The 16,390-nt window shown below is 67.6% G+C and carries 15 protein-coding genes; 7 read left to right on the top strand and 8 right to left on the bottom strand.

The genetic code is table 11. The features are described 5' to 3' along the window. Positions 1-286: 286 nt before the first annotated feature. Complete coding sequence (locus tag SLNSH_RS07895; protein ID WP_106336139.1) at positions 287-964, top strand: transglutaminase-like cysteine peptidase; 678 nt, start codon at positions 287-289, stop codon at positions 962-964. A gap of 209 nt (positions 965-1,173) precedes the next feature. Here SLNSH_RS07895 and metC read toward each other — a convergent pair whose 3' ends face one another. Beyond that, the gene (gene metC / locus SLNSH_RS07890; protein WP_106336138.1) at positions 1,174-2,361 is read right to left on the bottom strand and encodes a cystathionine beta-lyase; all 1,188 of its coding nucleotides are present in this window, start codon (positions 2,359-2,361) and stop codon (positions 1,174-1,176) included. Between the two features lie 261 nt (positions 2,362-2,622). Between metC and SLNSH_RS07885 the strand changes: the two genes are divergently transcribed. From SLNSH_RS07885 to SLNSH_RS07865, 5 genes are all read left to right on the top strand, one after another. Further along, positions 2,623-3,642 carry an amino acid ABC transporter substrate-binding protein gene (locus SLNSH_RS07885; protein ID WP_425352984.1) on the top strand — a complete coding sequence of 340 codons (1,020 nt, stop codon included), beginning with the start codon at positions 2,623-2,625 and terminating at the stop codon, positions 3,640-3,642. A 100-nt stretch (positions 3,643-3,742) separates the two neighbouring features. After that, positions 3,743-4,939 (top strand): amino acid ABC transporter permease, encoded by a 1,197-nt coding sequence (locus SLNSH_RS07880; protein ID WP_106336137.1) that lies wholly within the window; start codon positions 3,743-3,745, stop codon positions 4,937-4,939. Positions 4,940-4,949: 10 nt separating this feature from the next. Continuing rightward, a complete protein-coding gene (locus SLNSH_RS07875) occupies positions 4,950-6,131 on the top strand; it encodes an amino acid ABC transporter permease (RefSeq protein ID WP_106336136.1) in 1,182 nt (393 codons plus the stop codon). Positions 6,132-6,145: 14 nt separating this feature from the next. Further along, on the top strand, positions 6,146-6,934 hold the full coding sequence (locus tag SLNSH_RS07870; protein ID WP_106336135.1) for an amino acid ABC transporter ATP-binding protein: 789 nt from the start codon (positions 6,146-6,148) through the stop codon (positions 6,932-6,934). A 21-nt stretch (positions 6,935-6,955) separates the two neighbouring features. Continuing rightward, positions 6,956-7,453 (top strand): hypothetical protein, encoded by a 498-nt coding sequence (locus tag SLNSH_RS07865; RefSeq protein WP_106336134.1) that lies wholly within the window; start codon positions 6,956-6,958, stop codon positions 7,451-7,453. 102 nt (positions 7,454-7,555) lie between these two features. On the opposite strand, the gene SLNSH_RS07860 is transcribed toward SLNSH_RS07865, so the two are convergent. The 6 genes from SLNSH_RS07860 to SLNSH_RS07835 all read right to left on the bottom strand — a co-directional run bounded on the left by SLNSH_RS07860 (position 7,556) and on the right by SLNSH_RS07835 (position 15,173). Further along, positions 7,556-9,352 carry a gamma-glutamyltransferase family protein gene (locus tag SLNSH_RS07860; RefSeq protein ID WP_106336133.1) on the bottom strand — a complete coding sequence of 599 codons (1,797 nt, stop codon included), beginning with the start codon at positions 9,350-9,352 and terminating at the stop codon, positions 7,556-7,558. A 24-nt stretch (positions 9,353-9,376) separates the two neighbouring features. Next, the gene (locus SLNSH_RS07855) at positions 9,377-10,255 is read right to left on the bottom strand and encodes an ABC transporter permease (protein ID WP_106336132.1); all 879 of its coding nucleotides are present in this window, start codon (positions 10,253-10,255) and stop codon (positions 9,377-9,379) included. Beyond that, positions 10,256-11,200: an ABC transporter permease gene (locus SLNSH_RS07850; protein ID WP_106336131.1), complete on the bottom strand. Its 945-nt coding sequence runs from the start codon at positions 11,198-11,200 to the stop codon at positions 10,256-10,258. Positions 11,201-11,476: 276 nt separating this feature from the next. Further along, positions 11,477-13,012 (bottom strand): ABC transporter substrate-binding protein, encoded by a 1,536-nt coding sequence (locus SLNSH_RS07845; RefSeq protein WP_106336130.1) that lies wholly within the window; start codon positions 13,010-13,012, stop codon positions 11,477-11,479. Further along, positions 13,009-14,148: an ABC transporter ATP-binding protein gene (locus SLNSH_RS07840; RefSeq protein ID WP_106336129.1), complete on the bottom strand. Its 1,140-nt coding sequence runs from the start codon at positions 14,146-14,148 to the stop codon at positions 13,009-13,011. The genes SLNSH_RS07845 and SLNSH_RS07840 overlap by 4 nt, the downstream gene beginning before the upstream one ends. Continuing rightward, positions 14,145-15,173, bottom strand: coding sequence for an ABC transporter ATP-binding protein (locus SLNSH_RS07835; protein WP_106336258.1), 1,029 nt, complete (start codon positions 15,171-15,173; stop codon positions 14,145-14,147). Before SLNSH_RS07835 ends, SLNSH_RS07840 begins: the two co-directional genes overlap by 4 nt. A 202-nt stretch (positions 15,174-15,375) precedes the next feature. Here SLNSH_RS07835 and SLNSH_RS07830 point away from each other — a divergent pair, with 202 nt between their 5' ends. Next, the gene (locus SLNSH_RS07830; RefSeq protein WP_106336128.1) at positions 15,376-15,705 is read left to right on the top strand and encodes a hypothetical protein; all 330 of its coding nucleotides are present in this window, start codon (positions 15,376-15,378) and stop codon (positions 15,703-15,705) included. Positions 15,706-15,735: 30 nt separating this feature from the next. On the opposite strand, the gene SLNSH_RS07825 is transcribed toward SLNSH_RS07830, so the two are convergent. Further along, positions 15,736-16,215 carry a Pycsar system effector family protein gene (locus SLNSH_RS07825; protein WP_106336127.1) on the bottom strand — a complete coding sequence of 160 codons (480 nt, stop codon included), beginning with the start codon at positions 16,213-16,215 and terminating at the stop codon, positions 15,736-15,738. Positions 16,216-16,390: the final 175 nt, after the last annotated feature.

Below are 16,390 nucleotides of genomic sequence, written 5' to 3'. Positions count from 1 at the left end.
AGCCGCGCAGGGGAAGGGGATCCAGGGGCGGCGCGCGCGAGGCTGCGCAGGCCTGCCTAGCTCCCCTGCTCAGGGCAGTCCCAAACGCCTGGATCCCCTTCCCGGCGCTTCGCGCCGCCGGGGATGACGGCGGAGATACGACGCGCAGGCAAAAGCAGTCGCCCCCCATCGCCACTGTTGCCCGGCGGACTCACCCCTGGGGCGAACCGACGCTTACGTGAAATCCCGGATGGCCAATACCGGAAGGCACAGGCAGGCTTAACGCAGCACAACCGGGGGTAGTTTCATGGGGGCGATTCGAGGGGCGGCGACGCTCGGCTTCGCGCTGGCTCTTTTGGCCGGGGCGAGCGCGCCCTCGGCGGCGCAGACCGGCAAGGCCGCTCCGACCAAGCTCGCCATGACGGTCGGGAAAACTGCCCCGGCGCCCCGGGCCTTCTATTCCTTCTGCGAGCAGAATCCGCAGGATTGCGCGCCCCAGGGCGACGTGGCGTCGTTCAAGATCACGCCCGAGCGCCTGGACGAGCTCGACGACGTCAACCGCGAGGTGAACGGGGCCATCCGCCAGATCACCGACCAGGATCACTTCGGCGTGTCCGACGTCTGGGGCTTCCCGGACGACGGAGCGGGGGATTGCGAGGACTTCGCTCTCCTGAAGCGGCGCAAGCTCATGGACCTGGGCTGGCCCTCCGGCCGCCTGCTGATGTCGGCCGTGCTCGACAACCACGGCGAGGGCCACGCGGTGCTCGTCGCTGTGACCGACAAGGGCGATCTCGTGCTGGACAACAAGCGCGACGACATCCGCTCCTGGACCGCCACCGGCTACTTCTTCCTCACCCGGCAGTCGCAGCTGACCCCGGAAAAGTGGGTGTTCACCGCCCCGCCGAACCAGATCCTGGTGGCGCTGCGTCGCGCCAACGCCGCCCTCGGCTCGCGCAACGCGTCGCTTAGCCCTCGACAGCGGTAGGGAGCCTAAAACCCGCGTCATCCCCGGCCGGAGCCGCGCAGCGGCAGAGGGGAAGGGGATCCAGGGGACGCGCGCGCCGATCTCGGATGGCTTCCGCCGCCCCGCTCTGCGGCCGTCCGTCCACCTGGATCCCCTTCCCGCGCTTAGCGGCGCGCCGGGGATGACGGCGCGTGACTTCTTGGCTTCGCAGAGGGCGCGTTCGCTCCCCCTCACACCACCTTGCGCATCCGCTCGAATCCCGCGGCCAAATCTGCCTTGAGGTCGTCTAGGCTCTCCAGGCCGATGTGGAAGCGCAGGGCCGGGCCGGGCGGGCTCCAGGTTGTAGCCGTGCGGTAAGTCGAGCAGTCGAAGGGGATGACCAGGCTCTCGAAGCCGCCCCAGCTGTAGCCCATGCCGAAGAGCTTGAGGTCGTCCAGCAAGGCGGCGACCTGGGTCCGGCTGGCCGGCTTCAGCAGAACCGAGAACAGGCCCGAGGAGCCGGAGAAGTCGCGTTTCCAAAGCGCGTGGCCGGGGTGCGACTCGAGCGCCGGGTGGAGCACCTGGTGCACCTCCGGGCGGGCCTCCAGCCAGCGCGCCATGTCGAGGGCCTGCTTCTCATGCTCCTTGAGCCGCAACGCCATGGTGCGGATGCCGCGCAGGCACAGGAAGGCGTCCTCCGGGCCGGCGCAGGGCGCGATGAGGTCGAAGGTCTGGCGAAGCCGCGGGAACCACTCGGCGTTGGCCGAGACGAGGCCCATCAGCAGGTCCGAGCCGCCGGAGAGGTACTTGGTGCCCGCCTCGATGGCGATGTCCACGCCGCGCTCGTGCGGGGGGAAGAAGATCGGCGTCGCCCAGGTGTTGTCCATGAGGACGCAGAGGCCGCGGCGGTGGGCGACCTCGGCGATGGCCGGCACGTCCTGCATCTCGAAGGACTGTGAGCCGGGCGCCTCCGTGAGGATGGCGGTCGTGTTGGGGCGGAAGAGGCTCTCGACCGCGGCGCCCAGGGCGGGATCGAAATAGGTGGTCTCGACGCCGAAGCGCTTCAGGAGGCCCTCGCAGAACTCGCGCGTGGGTCGGTAGACGGAATCGGTCACGAGCAGGTGGTCGCCCGCCTTGAGGCAGGTCTGCAGGGCGATCGCGATGGCGGCGAGGCCCGAGGGCAGCAGCACGGAGCCGGCGGCGCCGGCGAGCTGCGTCCAGGCGGTCTCCAGCGACTCGATCGTCGGCGTGCCCTTGGTGCCGTAGGAGTAGCGCCCGCGCCGGTTCAGGACATCGTCCATGGTCGGGTACAGGACCGTCGAGCCACGGTAGATCGGCGTGTTGACGAAGCCGTGCTGCTCGGAGGGGTCGCGTCCTGCATGGACCAGGCGGGTGCGGAGATCCAGATTGCGCTGGTCGTCGGGCGTAAGCTTCTTCATGCGATAAAGTCCGGATGCAAAGTCGCGCGGCGGCGCCGGGCGCGCCATGGAGCACGGCGGGGGAGGGACCCGTCAAGTCCAGGGCGCGGCTCAATCCTGGCGAAGACGCGACCGAACGGCGCCGGCCAAGCCCTTGACCGTTCCGCAAAAGTCAAATGAGATGGATGGATTGCGGCTGCGCGAGAACGCCCTTGATGGCGCGCGCGCGGACGGAATGACCCCGGACAGGGGCGAAAACCACGGAGTGGGAGCTTTTTTCAGATGAAAAAGAACATGTTCGTTTCGGCGGCGTTTGGCGTCGCCGCGGCGCTGATCGCCGGAACGGCGCAGGCTGGCACGCTCGACAGCGTGAAGCAGAAGGGCTTCTTGCAGTGCGGCTCCAACACCGGCCTCGCCGGCTTCGGCCAGCCGGACGCCCAGGGCAACTGGACCGGCCTGGACGTGGAGTTCTGCCGCGCGATTTCCTCCGCGATCTTCAACGACCCCACGAAGGTGAAGTTCACCCCCCTGTCCGCCAAGGATCGCTTCACGGCGCTCCAGTCCGGCGAAGTGGACGTCCTCGTCCGCAACACCACCTGGACGATCTCCCGCGACACATCGCTCGGCCTGAACTTTACCGGCGTCAACTACTATGACGGCCAGGGCTTCATGGTTCGCAAGAACCTGAAGGTGGCCTCCGCGCTCGAGCTGAACGGCGCCTCCGTCTGCGTGCAGCAGGGCACCACCACCGAGCTCAACCTCGCTGACTATTTCCGCGCCAACAAGCTGCAGCTGAAGTCGGTCACCTTCGCGACCTCGGACGAGACGCTGAAGGCCTACGAGGCCGGCCGCTGCGACGCGTTCACCACGGACGCCTCCGGCCTCTACGCCGAACGCCTGCGCCTCGCCCAGCCCGACGAACATATCGTGCTGCCCGAGATCATCTCCAAGGAGCCGCTCGGCCCGGCCGTGCGCCACGGCGATGACCAGTGGTTCGATATCGTGAAGTGGGTGCTCTTCGCCCAGTTGAACGCCGAGGAACTTGGCGTCGACTCCAAGAACGTCGACCAGATGCTCAAGTCCGACAACCCGGACATCAAGCGCCTGCTCGGCACCGAGGGCAAGTTCGGCGAAGGGCTCGGCCTCAGCAACGACTGGGCGTACCGCGTGATCAAGCTCGTCGGCAACTACGGCGAGAGCTTCGAGCGCACGGTCGGCCAGGGCTCGCCGCTGAAGATCAAGCGTGGCCTGAATGCGCTGTGGAACAAGGGCGGCCTGCAGTACGCGCCGCCGATCCGCTGATATGAATGCCGCGGGGCGCGGATCAACCGCGCCCCGCATCGCGGCGGCTGCAAGTGGAACGGCGCTTGCTTGAAGGTCGTCGAGGAGTGGGGAACGGGACATGTCGACCGGTCAGATCGAGGCTGCTTCCGAGCGGCCCAAAGTTTCGCCGCTCTATGATCCGAGAGTTCGCAGCATCGCGTTCCAGGTCATTCTGTGCCTGGTCATCGCGTTCGTGGTGTACGAGGCCGCGGCCAACGCCGTCGAGAACCTCCGCCGGCAGAACATCGCGACGGGTCTGGGCTTCTGGAACAACGCCGCGGGTTTTCCGATCAGCCAGTCGCTGATCGATTATTCCGAACAATACAGCACCTATGGGCAGGCCTTCTGGGTGGGCCTGCTGAACACGCTGCTGGTGGCCGTCATCGGCATCGTCCTGGCGACGATGCTCGGCTTCACCATGGGCGTGGCGCGCCTGTCCAAGAACGTGCTCGTGGCCGGGGTGGCGCGCTGGTACGTGGAGATCGTGCGCAACCTGCCGCTGCTCCTTCAGCTGCTGTTCTGGTACAACGCCGTCCTCAAGGCGCTGCCGGACGTGCGCGAAAGCGCAAAGCTGCCCTTCAGCATCTTCCTGAACAACCGCGGGCTCTACGCGCCGCGGCCTGATCCCCAGCCGGCCTTCGACTTCGTGTGGCTGGCCCTCGCCATCGGCGTGGTGGTCACGGTCGCGTTCCGCTACTGGGCGCGCAAGCGGCAGGAAAAGACCGGCCAGCAGGCGCCCGTGGGCTGGGTGACGCTGGCCATGATCGTCGGGCTGCCGCTGGTCACCTACTTGGCGCTCGGCCGGCCACTGAACTTCGACATCCCCCAGGCCACGCGCTTCAACATCGGCGGCGGCATGGTGCTGCAGCCGGAGTTCCTGGCGCTGCTGTTCGGCCTGACGATCTACACGGGCGCGTTCATTACCGAGGTGGTTCGGGCCGGAATCCTGGCTGTCTCGCACGGGCAGACCGAGGCGGCCTTCGCGCTGGGGCTCCGGCCCAACCAGACGACCAAGCTGATCATCATCCCGCAGGCAATGCGGGTGATCATTCCCCCTTTGACCAGCCAGTACCTCAACCTGACGAAGAACTCGTCGCTGGCCGTGTTCGTAGGCTATCCCGACCTGGCGAACGTGTTCACCGGAACGGTGCTGAACCAGACCGGGCAGGCGATCGAGGTGGTTGGCATCACCATGCTGGTCTATCTCACCATCAGCCTCGGCACGTCCTTCGCCATGAACATCTACAACAGCCGCAAGGCCCTGGTGGAGCGTTGAGGGCACGACAATGACCGCCACGGACGCTTCATCCTTTCCCACGCCGCGGACCGACCCCGGCCCCGCCTATGTCAGCCGCGCGACGCTGCAGCCATCGCCCCCGCCCGCCAGCACGGTCGGCCCCTGGGCCTGGATGCGCACTCACCTGTTCACCGGGCCGGTGAACATCGCGCTCACGATCGTCATCGCCCTGCTGCTCGCATGGGCCATTCCGCCGCTGCTCCGGTTTCTGGTCATCGACGCGATCTGGACGGGGCAGAACCGCGAGGCCTGCATCTATACGCCCGATCGCACGGTCGTCGGCGCGTGCTGGGCCTTTGTGACGGATCGCGCCGCGTACTTCACCTACGGCTCCTACCCCATGGCGGAGCGCTGGCGCGTGAACGTGTTCTTCGCGCTGCTCGCCATTGGAGTGGTCTGGCTGCTCAACCTGAAGGCGCCGCGCCGGGACATCGGGGGGATCTACTTCTTCGTCGTCCTGCCGATCGTGTCCTACATCCTCCTGGTCGGCGCGCCCTGGCTCGGGCTGCGGACGGTGGAAACCAACCTGTGGGGCGGAATCCTGGTCACCATCGTGTGCTCGGCGGTGGGCATCGTGGTGTCGCTGCCGCTCGGCATCATCCTGGCGCTGGGCCGGCGCTCGACCATGCCGGCGGCCAAGCTCTTCAGCGTCATCTTCATCGAGTTCGTGCGCGGCGTGCCGCTCATCACCGTGCTGTTCATGGCCAGCGTGATGCTGCCGCTGTTCGTGCCCTACGAGTTCCAGCCCGACAAGCTGCTGCGCGCCCTGATCGGCATCGCGCTCTTCGCCGCGGCCTACATGGCCGAAGTGGTGCGCGCCGGCCTGCAGGCGCTGCCGCGCGGGCAGTATGAGGGCGCCATGGCGATGGGCCTCAGCTACTGGCAGATGATGGGCCTCGTCATCCTGCCGCAGGCGCTGAAGATCACCATCCCGAACATCGTGAACACCTATATCGGCCTGTTCAAGGACACGACGCTGGTCGTCATCGTCGGCATCTTCGACTTCTTGAAGACCATCGAGGCGGCGCGCATCGACCCGACCTGGGGCGCGCCGACCGTGTCGGCGACCGGCTATGTCTACGCCGCCGTCTTCTACTTCATCTGCTGCTACCTGATGTCGAGCTACGCGAGGGGCGTGGAAGCGCGCCTGGCGCGGGCGGACAAACGGTAAGGGAGACCCCGCACATGTCATCCGCCATCGCTACCGCGCCCGCCTCCCTCAAGCCCGCCCAGCTCAAGAACGAGATGGCCATCGAGCTGATCGGCATGAACAAGTGGTACGGCGAGTTCCACGTTCTGCGCGACATCAACCTCACGGTGAAGCGGGGCGAACGCCTCGTGGTCTGCGGGCCTTCCGGCTCCGGCAAGTCGACCATGATCCGCTGCATCAACCGCCTGGAGGAGCACCAGAAGGGCCGGATCATCGTGGACGGCATCGAGCTGACCAACGACCTGAAGCGGATCGACGAGATCCGCCGCGAGGTCGGGATGGTGTTCCAGCACTTCAACCTGTTCCCGCACCTGACCATCCTGGAGAACTGCACGCTGGCGCCGATCTGGGTGAAGAAGATGCCCAAGAAGGACGCCGAGGAGATCGCGATGCACTACCTGCGCCGCGTGAAGATCCCGGAGCAGGCGAACAAGTACCCGGGCCAGCTCTCGGGCGGACAGCAGCAGCGTGTGGCCATTGCACGCTCGCTGTGCATGAGCCCCAAGATCATGCTGTTCGACGAGCCCACCTCCGCGCTCGACCCGGAGATGGTGAAGGAGGTGCTCGACACCATGGTGTCCCTCGCCATGGAGGGCATGACCATGATCTGCGTGACCCACGAGATGGGCTTCGCGCGGCAGGTCGCCAACCGCGTGATCTTCATGGACGCTGGGCAGATCGTGGAGATGAACACGCCAGACGAGTTCTTCCGCAACCCGCAGCACGAGCGCACGAAGCTGTTCCTCAGCCAGATCCTGCACTGATCGCCGGGCCGGGAGGGGGCAGTGTTGCGCGCAGCCGCAGCGCTGCTTGGCCTCGGACTGCTGCTTGCGGCCGGCGTGCTGGCGCTCACCGGCTGGCGTCACGGCCGCGCGGCCCTGGGCCCGGTGCTGGCGGGCGCCGCCGTCGCCTTTGCGGCCTTTCTCTGGGTGGACTGCCGCCAATGTCATGCCGGCGCGCTTTATGTGGGCGCGCTGATGGCTTTGCCCTTCTTTGTCGTAGGTTGGGTCACCCTGCTGCTCGATCCGCACGGCGTGGCTCGCGGCCCGCATTTGGCGATTGCGCTCGCCAGTCTGTTCACGCTGGCTTGGGCGGCTCTGATCACCGTCACCGCCACGTTCGGAGGCGCCTGCCCCTGCCGGGCGCTGGGCTGGGGTGATCCCGTCGTGCCGCTACGGGCCGTGGGCACCGATCGCCTCGTCGGACCGGTGCTGGTCCTCGCCAGCCTCGTGACGCTCGCGCTGGCGCGCAGGGCCGCCCGGAGGCGACATCCTTCGTCATGAGCGGCCGCTCGGCGGGCCGCCGGGTTACCCCTCTCCCACGCCAGAGGGAGAGGGCAGGGGGTGAGGGCTGGTTCCACCGCAGGGCCAGCGCAGGCCCGGCCCTCACCGCCCGATTGCGTAAGCCTGCATCAGCCGTGGCGTGGCGGCGGCGTGGAGGATGCCGTTCTCGTCCTTCTCGGCCGCAGTGAGGCGGCCGACGGTCCAGGGCTCTGCGACCTCGACGTCATGCCCGCGGCGCTTCAGGTCGGCGATCACGTCCTCGCCGACGTTCGCCTCCACCATCAGGTGTCCCGGTCGCGACTCGCGCGGGTAGAAGGACGAGGGGAAGTGCCCGGTGTGGAACAGGGGCAGGTCGATCGCCTCCTGCAGGTTGAGGCCATGGTGGACCCGGCGCAGGAACAGCGAGAGTTGCCATTGGTCCTGCTGGTCGCCGCCGGGCGTGCCGAACACCAGCGTCGGCCGGCCCTCATGCAGCGCCAGCGAGGGCGTCAGGGTCGTCCGTGGGCGTTTCTTCGGCGCCAGGCTGGTGGGCAGTCCCGGCTCAAGCCAGAACATCTGGGCGCGCGAGTTGAGCGGGAAGCCGAGCTCCGGGATGACCGGGGAGGACTGCAGCCAGCCGCCCGACGGCGTCGCCGAGATCATGTTCCCCCAGCGGTCGATCACGTCGATATGCACCGTGTCGCCGCGCTTGGCGGTGCGCAGGTGGGCCATGGTCGGCTCGCCGGCCCCGACCCCGGTGCCTCCGTCGCGGCGGCGCGCCAGGTTCTCCAGCGTGTGCTTCACCTGCTCCTCGAAGCCCGGCAGCACGGAAGGACGCAGTTCCTTGGAGGCCTTGTCGCCGATCAGCTTGCGCCGCTCATCCGCGTGGGCGTCGGACAGAAGCTGGTCGATCGGGACCTCGCTGAAGTTCGGATCGCCGTAGTAGGCCTCGCGATCGGCGTAGGCGAGCTTCATCGCCTCGGCCACGGTGTGGATGTAGTCGGCGCCCTTGGGGTCCATGGCGGCGATGTCGAAGCCCTTCAGGAGCGACAGCGCCTGGAGGAAGGCCGGGCCCTGGCCCCAGGGCCGCTGCTTGCACACGGTCCAGCCGTGATAATCGTAGCGCTGCGGCTCGTCGAAGCTCGCCTGCCACTCGGCCAAGTCCTGTCCCGTGAGCACCGCGCCGTTGCGCTGCCCGCTGGCGTCCATCACCTCCGTCGTGCGGCAGAAGCGGTCGATCGCCTCGGCCACGAAGCCCTTCATGAAGGCGTTGCGGGCGGCCTCGATCTCCTGCACCCGGTCGCCCCGGCCGGCCGACTCGGCCTCGTCCAGGATGCGCTGGTAGGTGATCGCCAGCATGGGGTTGCGGAACAGGGCTCGCGGCGTCGGGACGGCCCCGTTCGGCGTCCATGTGGCGGCAGACGTCGGCCATTCCTTGGCGAAGAACTCGGCCTGCGCGGCGATGGCTTCCGACACGCGCGGCAGCATCGGGTGCCCGTCTCGGGCGTAGCCGATCGCCGGGCCCAGGATGTCGCGCAACGGCAGGGAGCCGTGCTCGCGCAGCAGCAGCATCCAGCCGTCGAAGGCGCCCGGCACCACGGTGGCCAGCAGGCCGGAGCCGGGGATCATGTCGAGCCCGCGGCGCTTGTACTCCTCGATGGTGGCGGCGGCCGGCGTGACGCCCTGGCTGCACAGCACCTCCACCTTGCCGGTGCGCTTGGAATAGAACACCGCGGGCGCCTCGCCCGCCGGCCCGCACAGGTGCGGCTCCACGATCTGCAGCGTGAACGCGGTCGCCGCGCAGGCGTCGAAGGCGTTGCCGCCCTTCTCAAGCACGTTCATGCCGACCGCGGACGCGATCCAGTGGGTGGAGGTGACGACGCCGAAGGTCCCCAGGATCTCGGGGCGAGTGGTGAACATGGGGGTACGCCTTGCTTGTTGAACTCAGGTCTCGCGCGGGTCGAGCGCGTCGCGCAGCCCGTCGCCGAGAAGGTTGAACCCGAGCACCGTCAGGAAGATTCCGACGCCCGGGAACATGGACATCCACCACTGGCCCTGCTGGAGGAAGTTCTTGCCGGTGTTGAGCATGGACCCCCAGCTCGGCGCCGGCGGCTGCTGGCCAAGCCCCAGGAAAGAGAGGCTGGCCTCCGCGATGATGGCCTGGGCCATGATCAGTGTGGCCTGCACCAGGATCGGCGCGAAGATGTTGGGCACGATGTACTTGATGATGATCCAGCGATCCGGGAGGCCGATGGCGCGGGCGCCCTCGACATAGTCCTCTGTCTTCACCGCGAGCGCCTGCGCCCGGGTGAGCCGGGTGAAGATCGGGGCGGCCGCGATGCCGATGGCGATCATGGCGTTGGTCAGGCTCGCGCCCAGCACGCTGCCGAGCGCGATGGCGAGGATCAGGAACGGGCAGGCGAGCATCGCCTCCGTGCAGCGGGAAATCACCGCGTCGATCCAACCGCCGAAATAGCCGGCGATCAGACCCAAGGGGCCGCCGATGGAGACCGCGATGGTGACGGAAACGACCCCCGCCAGCAGGGAGGCGCGGGCGCCATAGATCACCCGGGCCAGCACGTCCCGGCCCAGGTCGTCGGTGCCGAACCAGTGCGACCACGACGGCGCCTTGCGCACCAGAGACCAGGACGTCTTCACGGGGTCGTCCGGGATGACGAAGGGCCCAACGAAGGCGATCAGCGCGAAGGCGACCACCAGCACGCCGCCCACCACCGCGGAGCGGTTGCGCAGCAGCTTGCCCCAGACCCGGCTGCGCGGGGCGGGAACGGCGGCCTGCTCGGCCGTGTCGAGCGCGAGCGTCATTCAGCGTGTCCTCAAGCGAGGGTTGAGGACGACATAGAGCACGTCCGCCAGGAGGTTAAGGGCGATGTAGCCGACCGCTGTGCACAGCACCACGCCCTGGACCACCGAGTAGTCGCGGTTGAACACGGCGTCCACGATCAGCTTGCCGAAGCCCGGGATGGTGAAGATCTGCTCCGTGAGCACCGCGCCGGCGAGCAGTTCGCCAAACAGCAGGGTGCCGATGGTCACCACCGGGATCAGCGCGTTGCGCAGCGCGTGCTTCAGGATCACCCGCGGCTCCAGCAGGCCCTTGGCGCGGGCCGTGCGGACGTAGTCCTGCCGCAGCACGCCCAGCATGGCGCTTCGCGTATGGCGCATCATGGAGGCGGCGAGCGCGTTGCCGAGCACGAAGGCCGGCATGATCATGGTTTTCAGGTTCTGGGACACGCTCTCGGACAGCGGCACATAGCCGGACGCCGGCAGCCAGTTGAGCTGCACGGAGATCAGGAAGATCAGCAGGATTCCGAGAAAGAAATTGGGAATGGACAGCCCCCACAGGGCCAGCGCCGTCGCGCCGTAGTCCCAGGCAGAGCCCTTCCGGACGGCCGCCATCACCCCGGCGGGAATTCCGATCAGCAGCGCGAAGCACATCGCCATGGCGGCGAGCTGAAGGGTGACGGGCAGCTTGTCCTTGATCAGCTGCATCACCGGCACGCCCGTGCGCAGCGAAACGCCCAGGTTGCCCTGAAGCGCCTGTCCGGCCCAGGCGAGGTACTGGATCGGCAGCGGGTCGTTGAGGTGGTACTTGGCCCGCAGGAGCTCGATCACCTGCGGATCGCGCTCCTCGCCGGCGAGCACCAGGATGGGATCGCCCGGCAGCAGCTTCTGCAGCGTGAACACGAAGATCGAAACGAGGATCACGGTCGGGATCGCGATCAGGATTCGCCGCCCGATGAAGCTCAGCATGGGCGGGCTCCCTGGCGCGCAGCGCAATCTTCCCTCGAGGGGGGTGGTCGGCCCGCAGGGCCGGGGTGGGGTGAGCGCCTGGCGTGGGGTGTGAAGGCCGCGGCCAAAGCTCGGGCGCGCCCTCGCCGGGCGCGGCGCCACTCCACCCCGCCGGCCTGCGGCCGTCGACCCTCCCCCTCAACGGGAGGGTGGGCTGCGGCTGCACAGCAGGCCCTCGCGGGCCTGCTCCTCAGCACGAGACAGGTGAAGGCTGGCATCGCGGCCATTCTCACGCGCTCACGACTTCTTGACGCCCGCGAGGCGGATCATGCCGTCCGGGTGGGGCTGAAAGCCCTGGAGGGACTTCTTCATCCCCCAGATCCAGCTCTCGTGGTAGATCACGATAATCGGCAGGTCCTTGGCCAGGATCTCCTCCGCCGCGTCGTAGCGCTTCTTGCGCTCGTTCGGGTCGGCGACCGTCCGGGCTTCGTCGAGCAGCTTGTCGACCTGCGGGTTGCAGTATTTCCAGTCGTTCAGGTTGCCCTTGCAGGTGACGAAACCGTAGATGTTGCCGTCCGGGTCCGGCCGGCCCGACCAGCCGTACTGGTTGGCCTGGAAGTTCCCCTTCGTGCCTTCGTCCAGCATGGTGGCGAACTCGGTCGCACGCAGCTTGATGTCGAATCCGGCCTCCTGGGCCATGGACTGGATCACCTGCATCACCGCTTGCGAGCGCGGGCTGTTGGACATGGTGACCTCGAACGACACCGGCGTCGGCACTCCCGCCTGCTTCAGGAGCGCCTTGGCCTTCTCGACGTCGCGCGGCGGGATCGGCACCTTGGCGTCGTAGTAGAAGTTCTTGGGCGAGAAATACTGGTTGCCCGGGCTGAACTGGCCCTCGAACACGACCTGGTTGAGGGCTTCGCGGTCCAGCGTAAGCTCGAAGGCCTGGCGCACGAGCGCGTTCTGGCCGAGCGGGTTCTTCGCCTTGTCGCCGTTGTTCAGGTTGATGTTGATGGCCTGATAGCCCAGCCCGACCGCCGATGCGGTCGCGAGATTGGCGTCGGACTTCGCCGTCTTCACGTCCGTGGGCTCCAGGCGCTCGATGATGTCGAGGTCGCCGGAGCGCAGGTTCGCGAGCCGGACAGTAGAGTCCGGGATCGGCAGATAGGTCACCTTGTCAAAGGAGTAGGCCTGCTTGTTCCAGTAGTCCTGGAACTTCTCCAGCACGATGCGGTCGTTCTGGACGCGCTCCACGAACTTGTACGGCCCCGAGCAGACCGGCTTCGAGGCGAGGTTCGCGCCCATCTCCTTGGCGGCCTTCGGCGACACCATCATGCCGGCGCGGTCGGAGAGCTGCGCCAGCACCGTGACGTCCGGCTTCTTGAGCACGAGCTTGATGGTCATCGGGTCGACGACCTCCACGCTCTGGACGCTGGAGATCTCGCTCTTGCGGCGGGACTCCGGCAAGGTCAACGCGCGCTCGATGTTGTACTTCGCCGCCTCGGCGTTGAAGGGCTCGCCGTCGTGGAACTTCACCCCCTCGCGCAGGTGGAAGGTGAGGGAGGTGTTGTCGGGCGCCCACTCCCAAGAGGTCGCCAGCTGCGGTGTGAACTTCAGGTCCGGCGTCACGTCCACCAGCTTGTCGCAGAGCGAGGTAAAGACGATGCGCCCCACGAACGTGCGCGCCTGGTGCGGATCGAGCGCGTCGGCGTCCTCGGCGAGGCCGATGCGAAGCTGCTGCTGGGCGTGCGCCGCAGTGGCGAGGCCGAGCAGGCCGGCCGCCAGCGCGGTCGCGCGTGCGAGGCCATGGAGCCCGCGGGTGGTGCTGGTCATGACGACTGTTCTCCCCTGGTGACGGCTTCCATCGTTGGCGTGGAAGCACGAAGGACGGCCTCGGGCCCTTGGGTGTCCCGGAGGGTCCTGAACTGTTTGTACAGCGCGAGGCGCCTCGCCTTGGCCGGACTGTCGGCCGCGCCGAGCGCGCGGCCGGCCGTTTCCGGCGGCAGATCCTCGAAGAAGTGGCAGGCCGCCATCCGGCCCGCGCCGGCGTCGCGCAAGGCCGGGACCTCGTCCACGCAGCGCTTCTGGGCGTAGGGGCAGCGGGTATGGAAACGGCAGCCGGACGGCGGGTTGGCCGGGCTCGGGATGTCCCCCTCGAGCAGCTTGCGCTCGGCGTGATGGCCGGGAACCGGAAGCGGAATCGCGCTGAGCAGGGCCCGCGTGTAGGGGTGCAGCGGTTCGGAGTAGAGCGGCCCCGTGGGGGCGACCTCCACGATCGAGCCCAGATACATGACGATCACGCGGTCGCTCATGTGCCGGATCACCGCCAGGTCATGGGCGATGATGATGAGCGTGAGGGCGAAGCGCTCCTTGAGGTCCTCCAGCAGGTTGATGACCTGGGCCTGGATGGACACGTCCAGCGCCGAGACCGGCTCGTCGCCGATCACCAGCTTCGGCGAGCTCGCGAGCGCCCGGGCGATGCCGATGCGCTGTCGCTGCCCACCGGAGAACTCATGCGGGTATCGGTCCGCCAGGTCCGGCCGCAGCCCCACCGTGCGCAGCAGTTCGAGCGTCTTCTCCCGCCTCTCCCTGGCGGAGCCCTCGCCGTGGAGCCACAGCGGCTCGCCCACGATGTCGGCCACGGTCATCCGGGGGTTGAGCGAGGAGAACGGATCCTGGAACACCATCTGCATGGCGCCGCGCAGCTTGCGCAGGCCGGTCTCGCCAAGAGCGCCGAGGTCCTGTCCTTCGAAGGTCACCGTCCCTGCGGTGGGCTCGATCAGCCGCATCAGCATGCGCCCGACCGTGGATTTGCCGCAGCCGGACTCGCCCACGATGGCGAGCGTCTCGCCCTTCTGCACGGCGAACGAGACGCCGTCCACGGCGCGTACGACCGTCGGTTTCGAGAACAGGCCGCCGCCCGTCTTGAAATATTTCTTGAGGCCCTCGGCCTGCAGGATCGCGCTCACGCGGCCTCCGTCACGTGCTGTTCGAGCGGCGCGCGGATGCAGGCGGCCTCGTGGCCCGGCGCGACCTCCAGAAGCGGCGGCTGCGCCTCCGTGCAGGCCGGGATGCAGAACGGGCAGCGCGGCGCGAACCGGCAGCCCTTGGGCATTCGCTCAGGCGCCGGCACGCTGCCCGGAATGGTCGCGAGCCGCTCCTCACGCCCGGACAGGGAGGGCAGGGACCCCATGAGCCCGATGGTGTAGGGATGTTGGGGATCGTCGAAGATGTCCTTCACCGAAGCGCGCTCGACGATGCGCCCGGCGTACATCACGGCGACTTCGTCCGCCACCTCGGCCACGACGCCGAGGTCGTGGGTGATCAGCAGCATGGCGGAGCCCGTCTCCTGCTGCAGCCGGCGGACCAGGGACAGGATCTGGGCCTGAATGGTGACGTCAAGCGCCGTGGTGGGTTCGTCCGCGATCAGCAGGCGCGGCCCGTTCACCAGGGCCATGGCGATCATGATGCGCTGGCGCATGCCGCCCGACAGCTGATGCGGATACTCGTCCAGCCGCTTCTCGGCCGCCGGAATGCGCACGCGCTTGAGCATCTCGAGCGCCTTGGCGCGCGCCTCCTCCGCCGTGCCGCCCTTGTGCCGCATCACCGCCTCGGCGATCTGGTCGCCGATGGTGAAGGCGGGGTTGAGGGACGTCATGGGCTCCTGGAAGATCATGGTCATCCGGTCGCCGCGCAGGTCGGCCCGGTCCCGCGCCGAGAGTGCGCGCAGATCCCGCCCTTCGAACAGGATCTCGCCTCGCGTGATTTCGAGCGGCGGCGAAGCGAGCAGCCCCATGATGGCCAGTGACGTCAGGCTCTTGCCGCAGCCGGACTCGCCCACGAGGCACAGGGTGCGGCCCTCGCTGAGCGAGAACGAGACATCCTGCACCAGACTGGTCTCGCGGCCGCGGCCCCGGAGCGCAATGCTCAGGCCCGCAACGGACAGGATTGGCTTCTGAGGCTCGGGCCGGGGGGACCCGGAAGGTGGGGGCATCCGCATGCTCTCTTTCGGCGGGAACCCCGCACTGGCATTTGTTGTGCCAGACTAGCCGCCGCAAGGTCCGGATCAAGCGGCTTCTTTGGCGCGCCCCGGATAATGCGCCGGATCAGGCGGAAGCCGGAATGAGCGTGTAGATTGTGACAGTCCGTCTCGGTACGGGTTCGTGCACGGCGCCGAAAACCGGAGAGTTGTTCCTATGGGCGACAAAGCGCGCAAGAAATTCGCAGAGTTGCATGAGGCCTACGAGAAGGCTCGAAGCGTCCGTGAGTTTTCGTCCGCTCTCGACCGGACGGCGGCGGTGGATGAAGCTGCGGTCTCGCTGGCCTCGGATGATGGCCTGTCCCGGGTCGAGGCGCAGCTCGCCGCGCTGGACGACGAGCGCAAGGCTCTCAGGAAGCTGGTGAAGTTCGCCCGGAAGAAGGCCGACAAGCTGGTCGCGGCCAAGCCCGCCAAGCCGGATGGCGCCGCAAAGCGCGCCAGGCCCGTCAAGGGCGGCGGCGCGCCCAAGAGCATTTCGGCCGCCTGAGCGGGCGCCTTTGGCGAGCCTGAACGCTCGTCAGAGCCCTTTGCCCAATCCGAGGGCGACCGCCCACGGAACGGCCGCGCACAGCAGGGCGAAGATCGAGCGCTTGAGCGACCGGAACTTGGACCTGAGGATCCGTGCGTTGGTATGGCACTGGGTCAGCAGGTCCTTGAGATAGGCCTCATCGTCCAGGGCGGCGACCTCGCTGCGGTATTGGTCGAGCGGCAGGTTCGCCACGGTCCCGAAGAAGAACAGCGACGGCGTCGACCGCATGCGCGGAAATTGCCCGCGCAGCAACTCCGTCAACACGGCCCCGAGTCCGATCACGGCGGCGGCCAGGGCCAGCGCGTAGGTCCACGTCCACTGCGAGGGCGAGGGGATCGACGCCGACAATGCGCCGACCATCGCGATAGTGATGCCCAGGACGGCCGAACTCCGGGAATCATGCCGGGCGATCCAGTCCAGCATGCGTTGCAGAGCTTTCTCGGCGCGCTCGATGTGCTGCTTGGTCATTTCTCGACTGGGGCGTGAGGAGAGATGGTTCAACCAAGCACAAGCGACAATCTCGCGCAAAGGCTGTGCTTGGCTATCCAAAGAAGATTTCGCCGAAATCCAATGCGCGTCGCCCACTGAGGCCCATGATCCTGATCATGTGACCGGGCTCGACCTTCGCCCATCGGAACACGCC

Origin of the sequence: Alsobacter soli (genome assembly GCF_003004785.1) — a bacterium.
GTDB classification, from domain to species: Bacteria; Pseudomonadota; Alphaproteobacteria; order Rhizobiales; family Beijerinckiaceae; genus Alsobacter; species Alsobacter soli.
The sequence above is the reverse complement of the archived record's forward strand: the minus strand, read 5'-3'. Positions and strand labels throughout refer to the sequence as shown.

Coding starts and splice junctions, on each gene's coding strand:
- SLNSH_RS07895 (WP_106336139.1), top strand. CDS start 287: ATGGGGGCGATTCGAGGGGCGGCGACGCTCGGCTTCGCGCTGGCTCTT.
- metC (WP_106336138.1), bottom strand. CDS start 2,361: ATGAAGAAGCTTACGCCCGACGACCAGCGCAATCTGGATCTCCGCACC.
- SLNSH_RS07885 (WP_425352984.1), top strand. CDS start 2,623: ATGAAAAAGAACATGTTCGTTTCGGCGGCGTTTGGCGTCGCCGCGGCG.
- SLNSH_RS07880 (WP_106336137.1), top strand. CDS start 3,743: ATGTCGACCGGTCAGATCGAGGCTGCTTCCGAGCGGCCCAAAGTTTCG.
- SLNSH_RS07875 (WP_106336136.1), top strand. CDS start 4,950: ATGACCGCCACGGACGCTTCATCCTTTCCCACGCCGCGGACCGACCCC.
- SLNSH_RS07870 (WP_106336135.1), top strand. CDS start 6,146: ATGTCATCCGCCATCGCTACCGCGCCCGCCTCCCTCAAGCCCGCCCAG.
- SLNSH_RS07860 (WP_106336133.1), bottom strand. CDS start 9,352: ATGTTCACCACTCGCCCCGAGATCCTGGGGACCTTCGGCGTCGTCACC.
- SLNSH_RS07855 (WP_106336132.1), bottom strand. CDS start 10,255: ATGACGCTCGCGCTCGACACGGCCGAGCAGGCCGCCGTTCCCGCCCCG.
- SLNSH_RS07850 (WP_106336131.1), bottom strand. CDS start 11,200: ATGCTGAGCTTCATCGGGCGGCGAATCCTGATCGCGATCCCGACCGTG.
- SLNSH_RS07845 (WP_106336130.1), bottom strand. CDS start 13,012: ATGACCAGCACCACCCGCGGGCTCCATGGCCTCGCACGCGCGACCGCG.
- SLNSH_RS07835 (WP_106336258.1), bottom strand. CDS start 15,173: ATGCCCCCACCTTCCGGGTCCCCCCGGCCCGAGCCTCAGAAGCCAATC.
- SLNSH_RS07830 (WP_106336128.1), top strand. CDS start 15,376: ATGGGCGACAAAGCGCGCAAGAAATTCGCAGAGTTGCATGAGGCCTAC.
- SLNSH_RS07825 (WP_106336127.1), bottom strand. CDS start 16,215: ATGACCAAGCAGCACATCGAGCGCGCCGAGAAAGCTCTGCAACGCATG.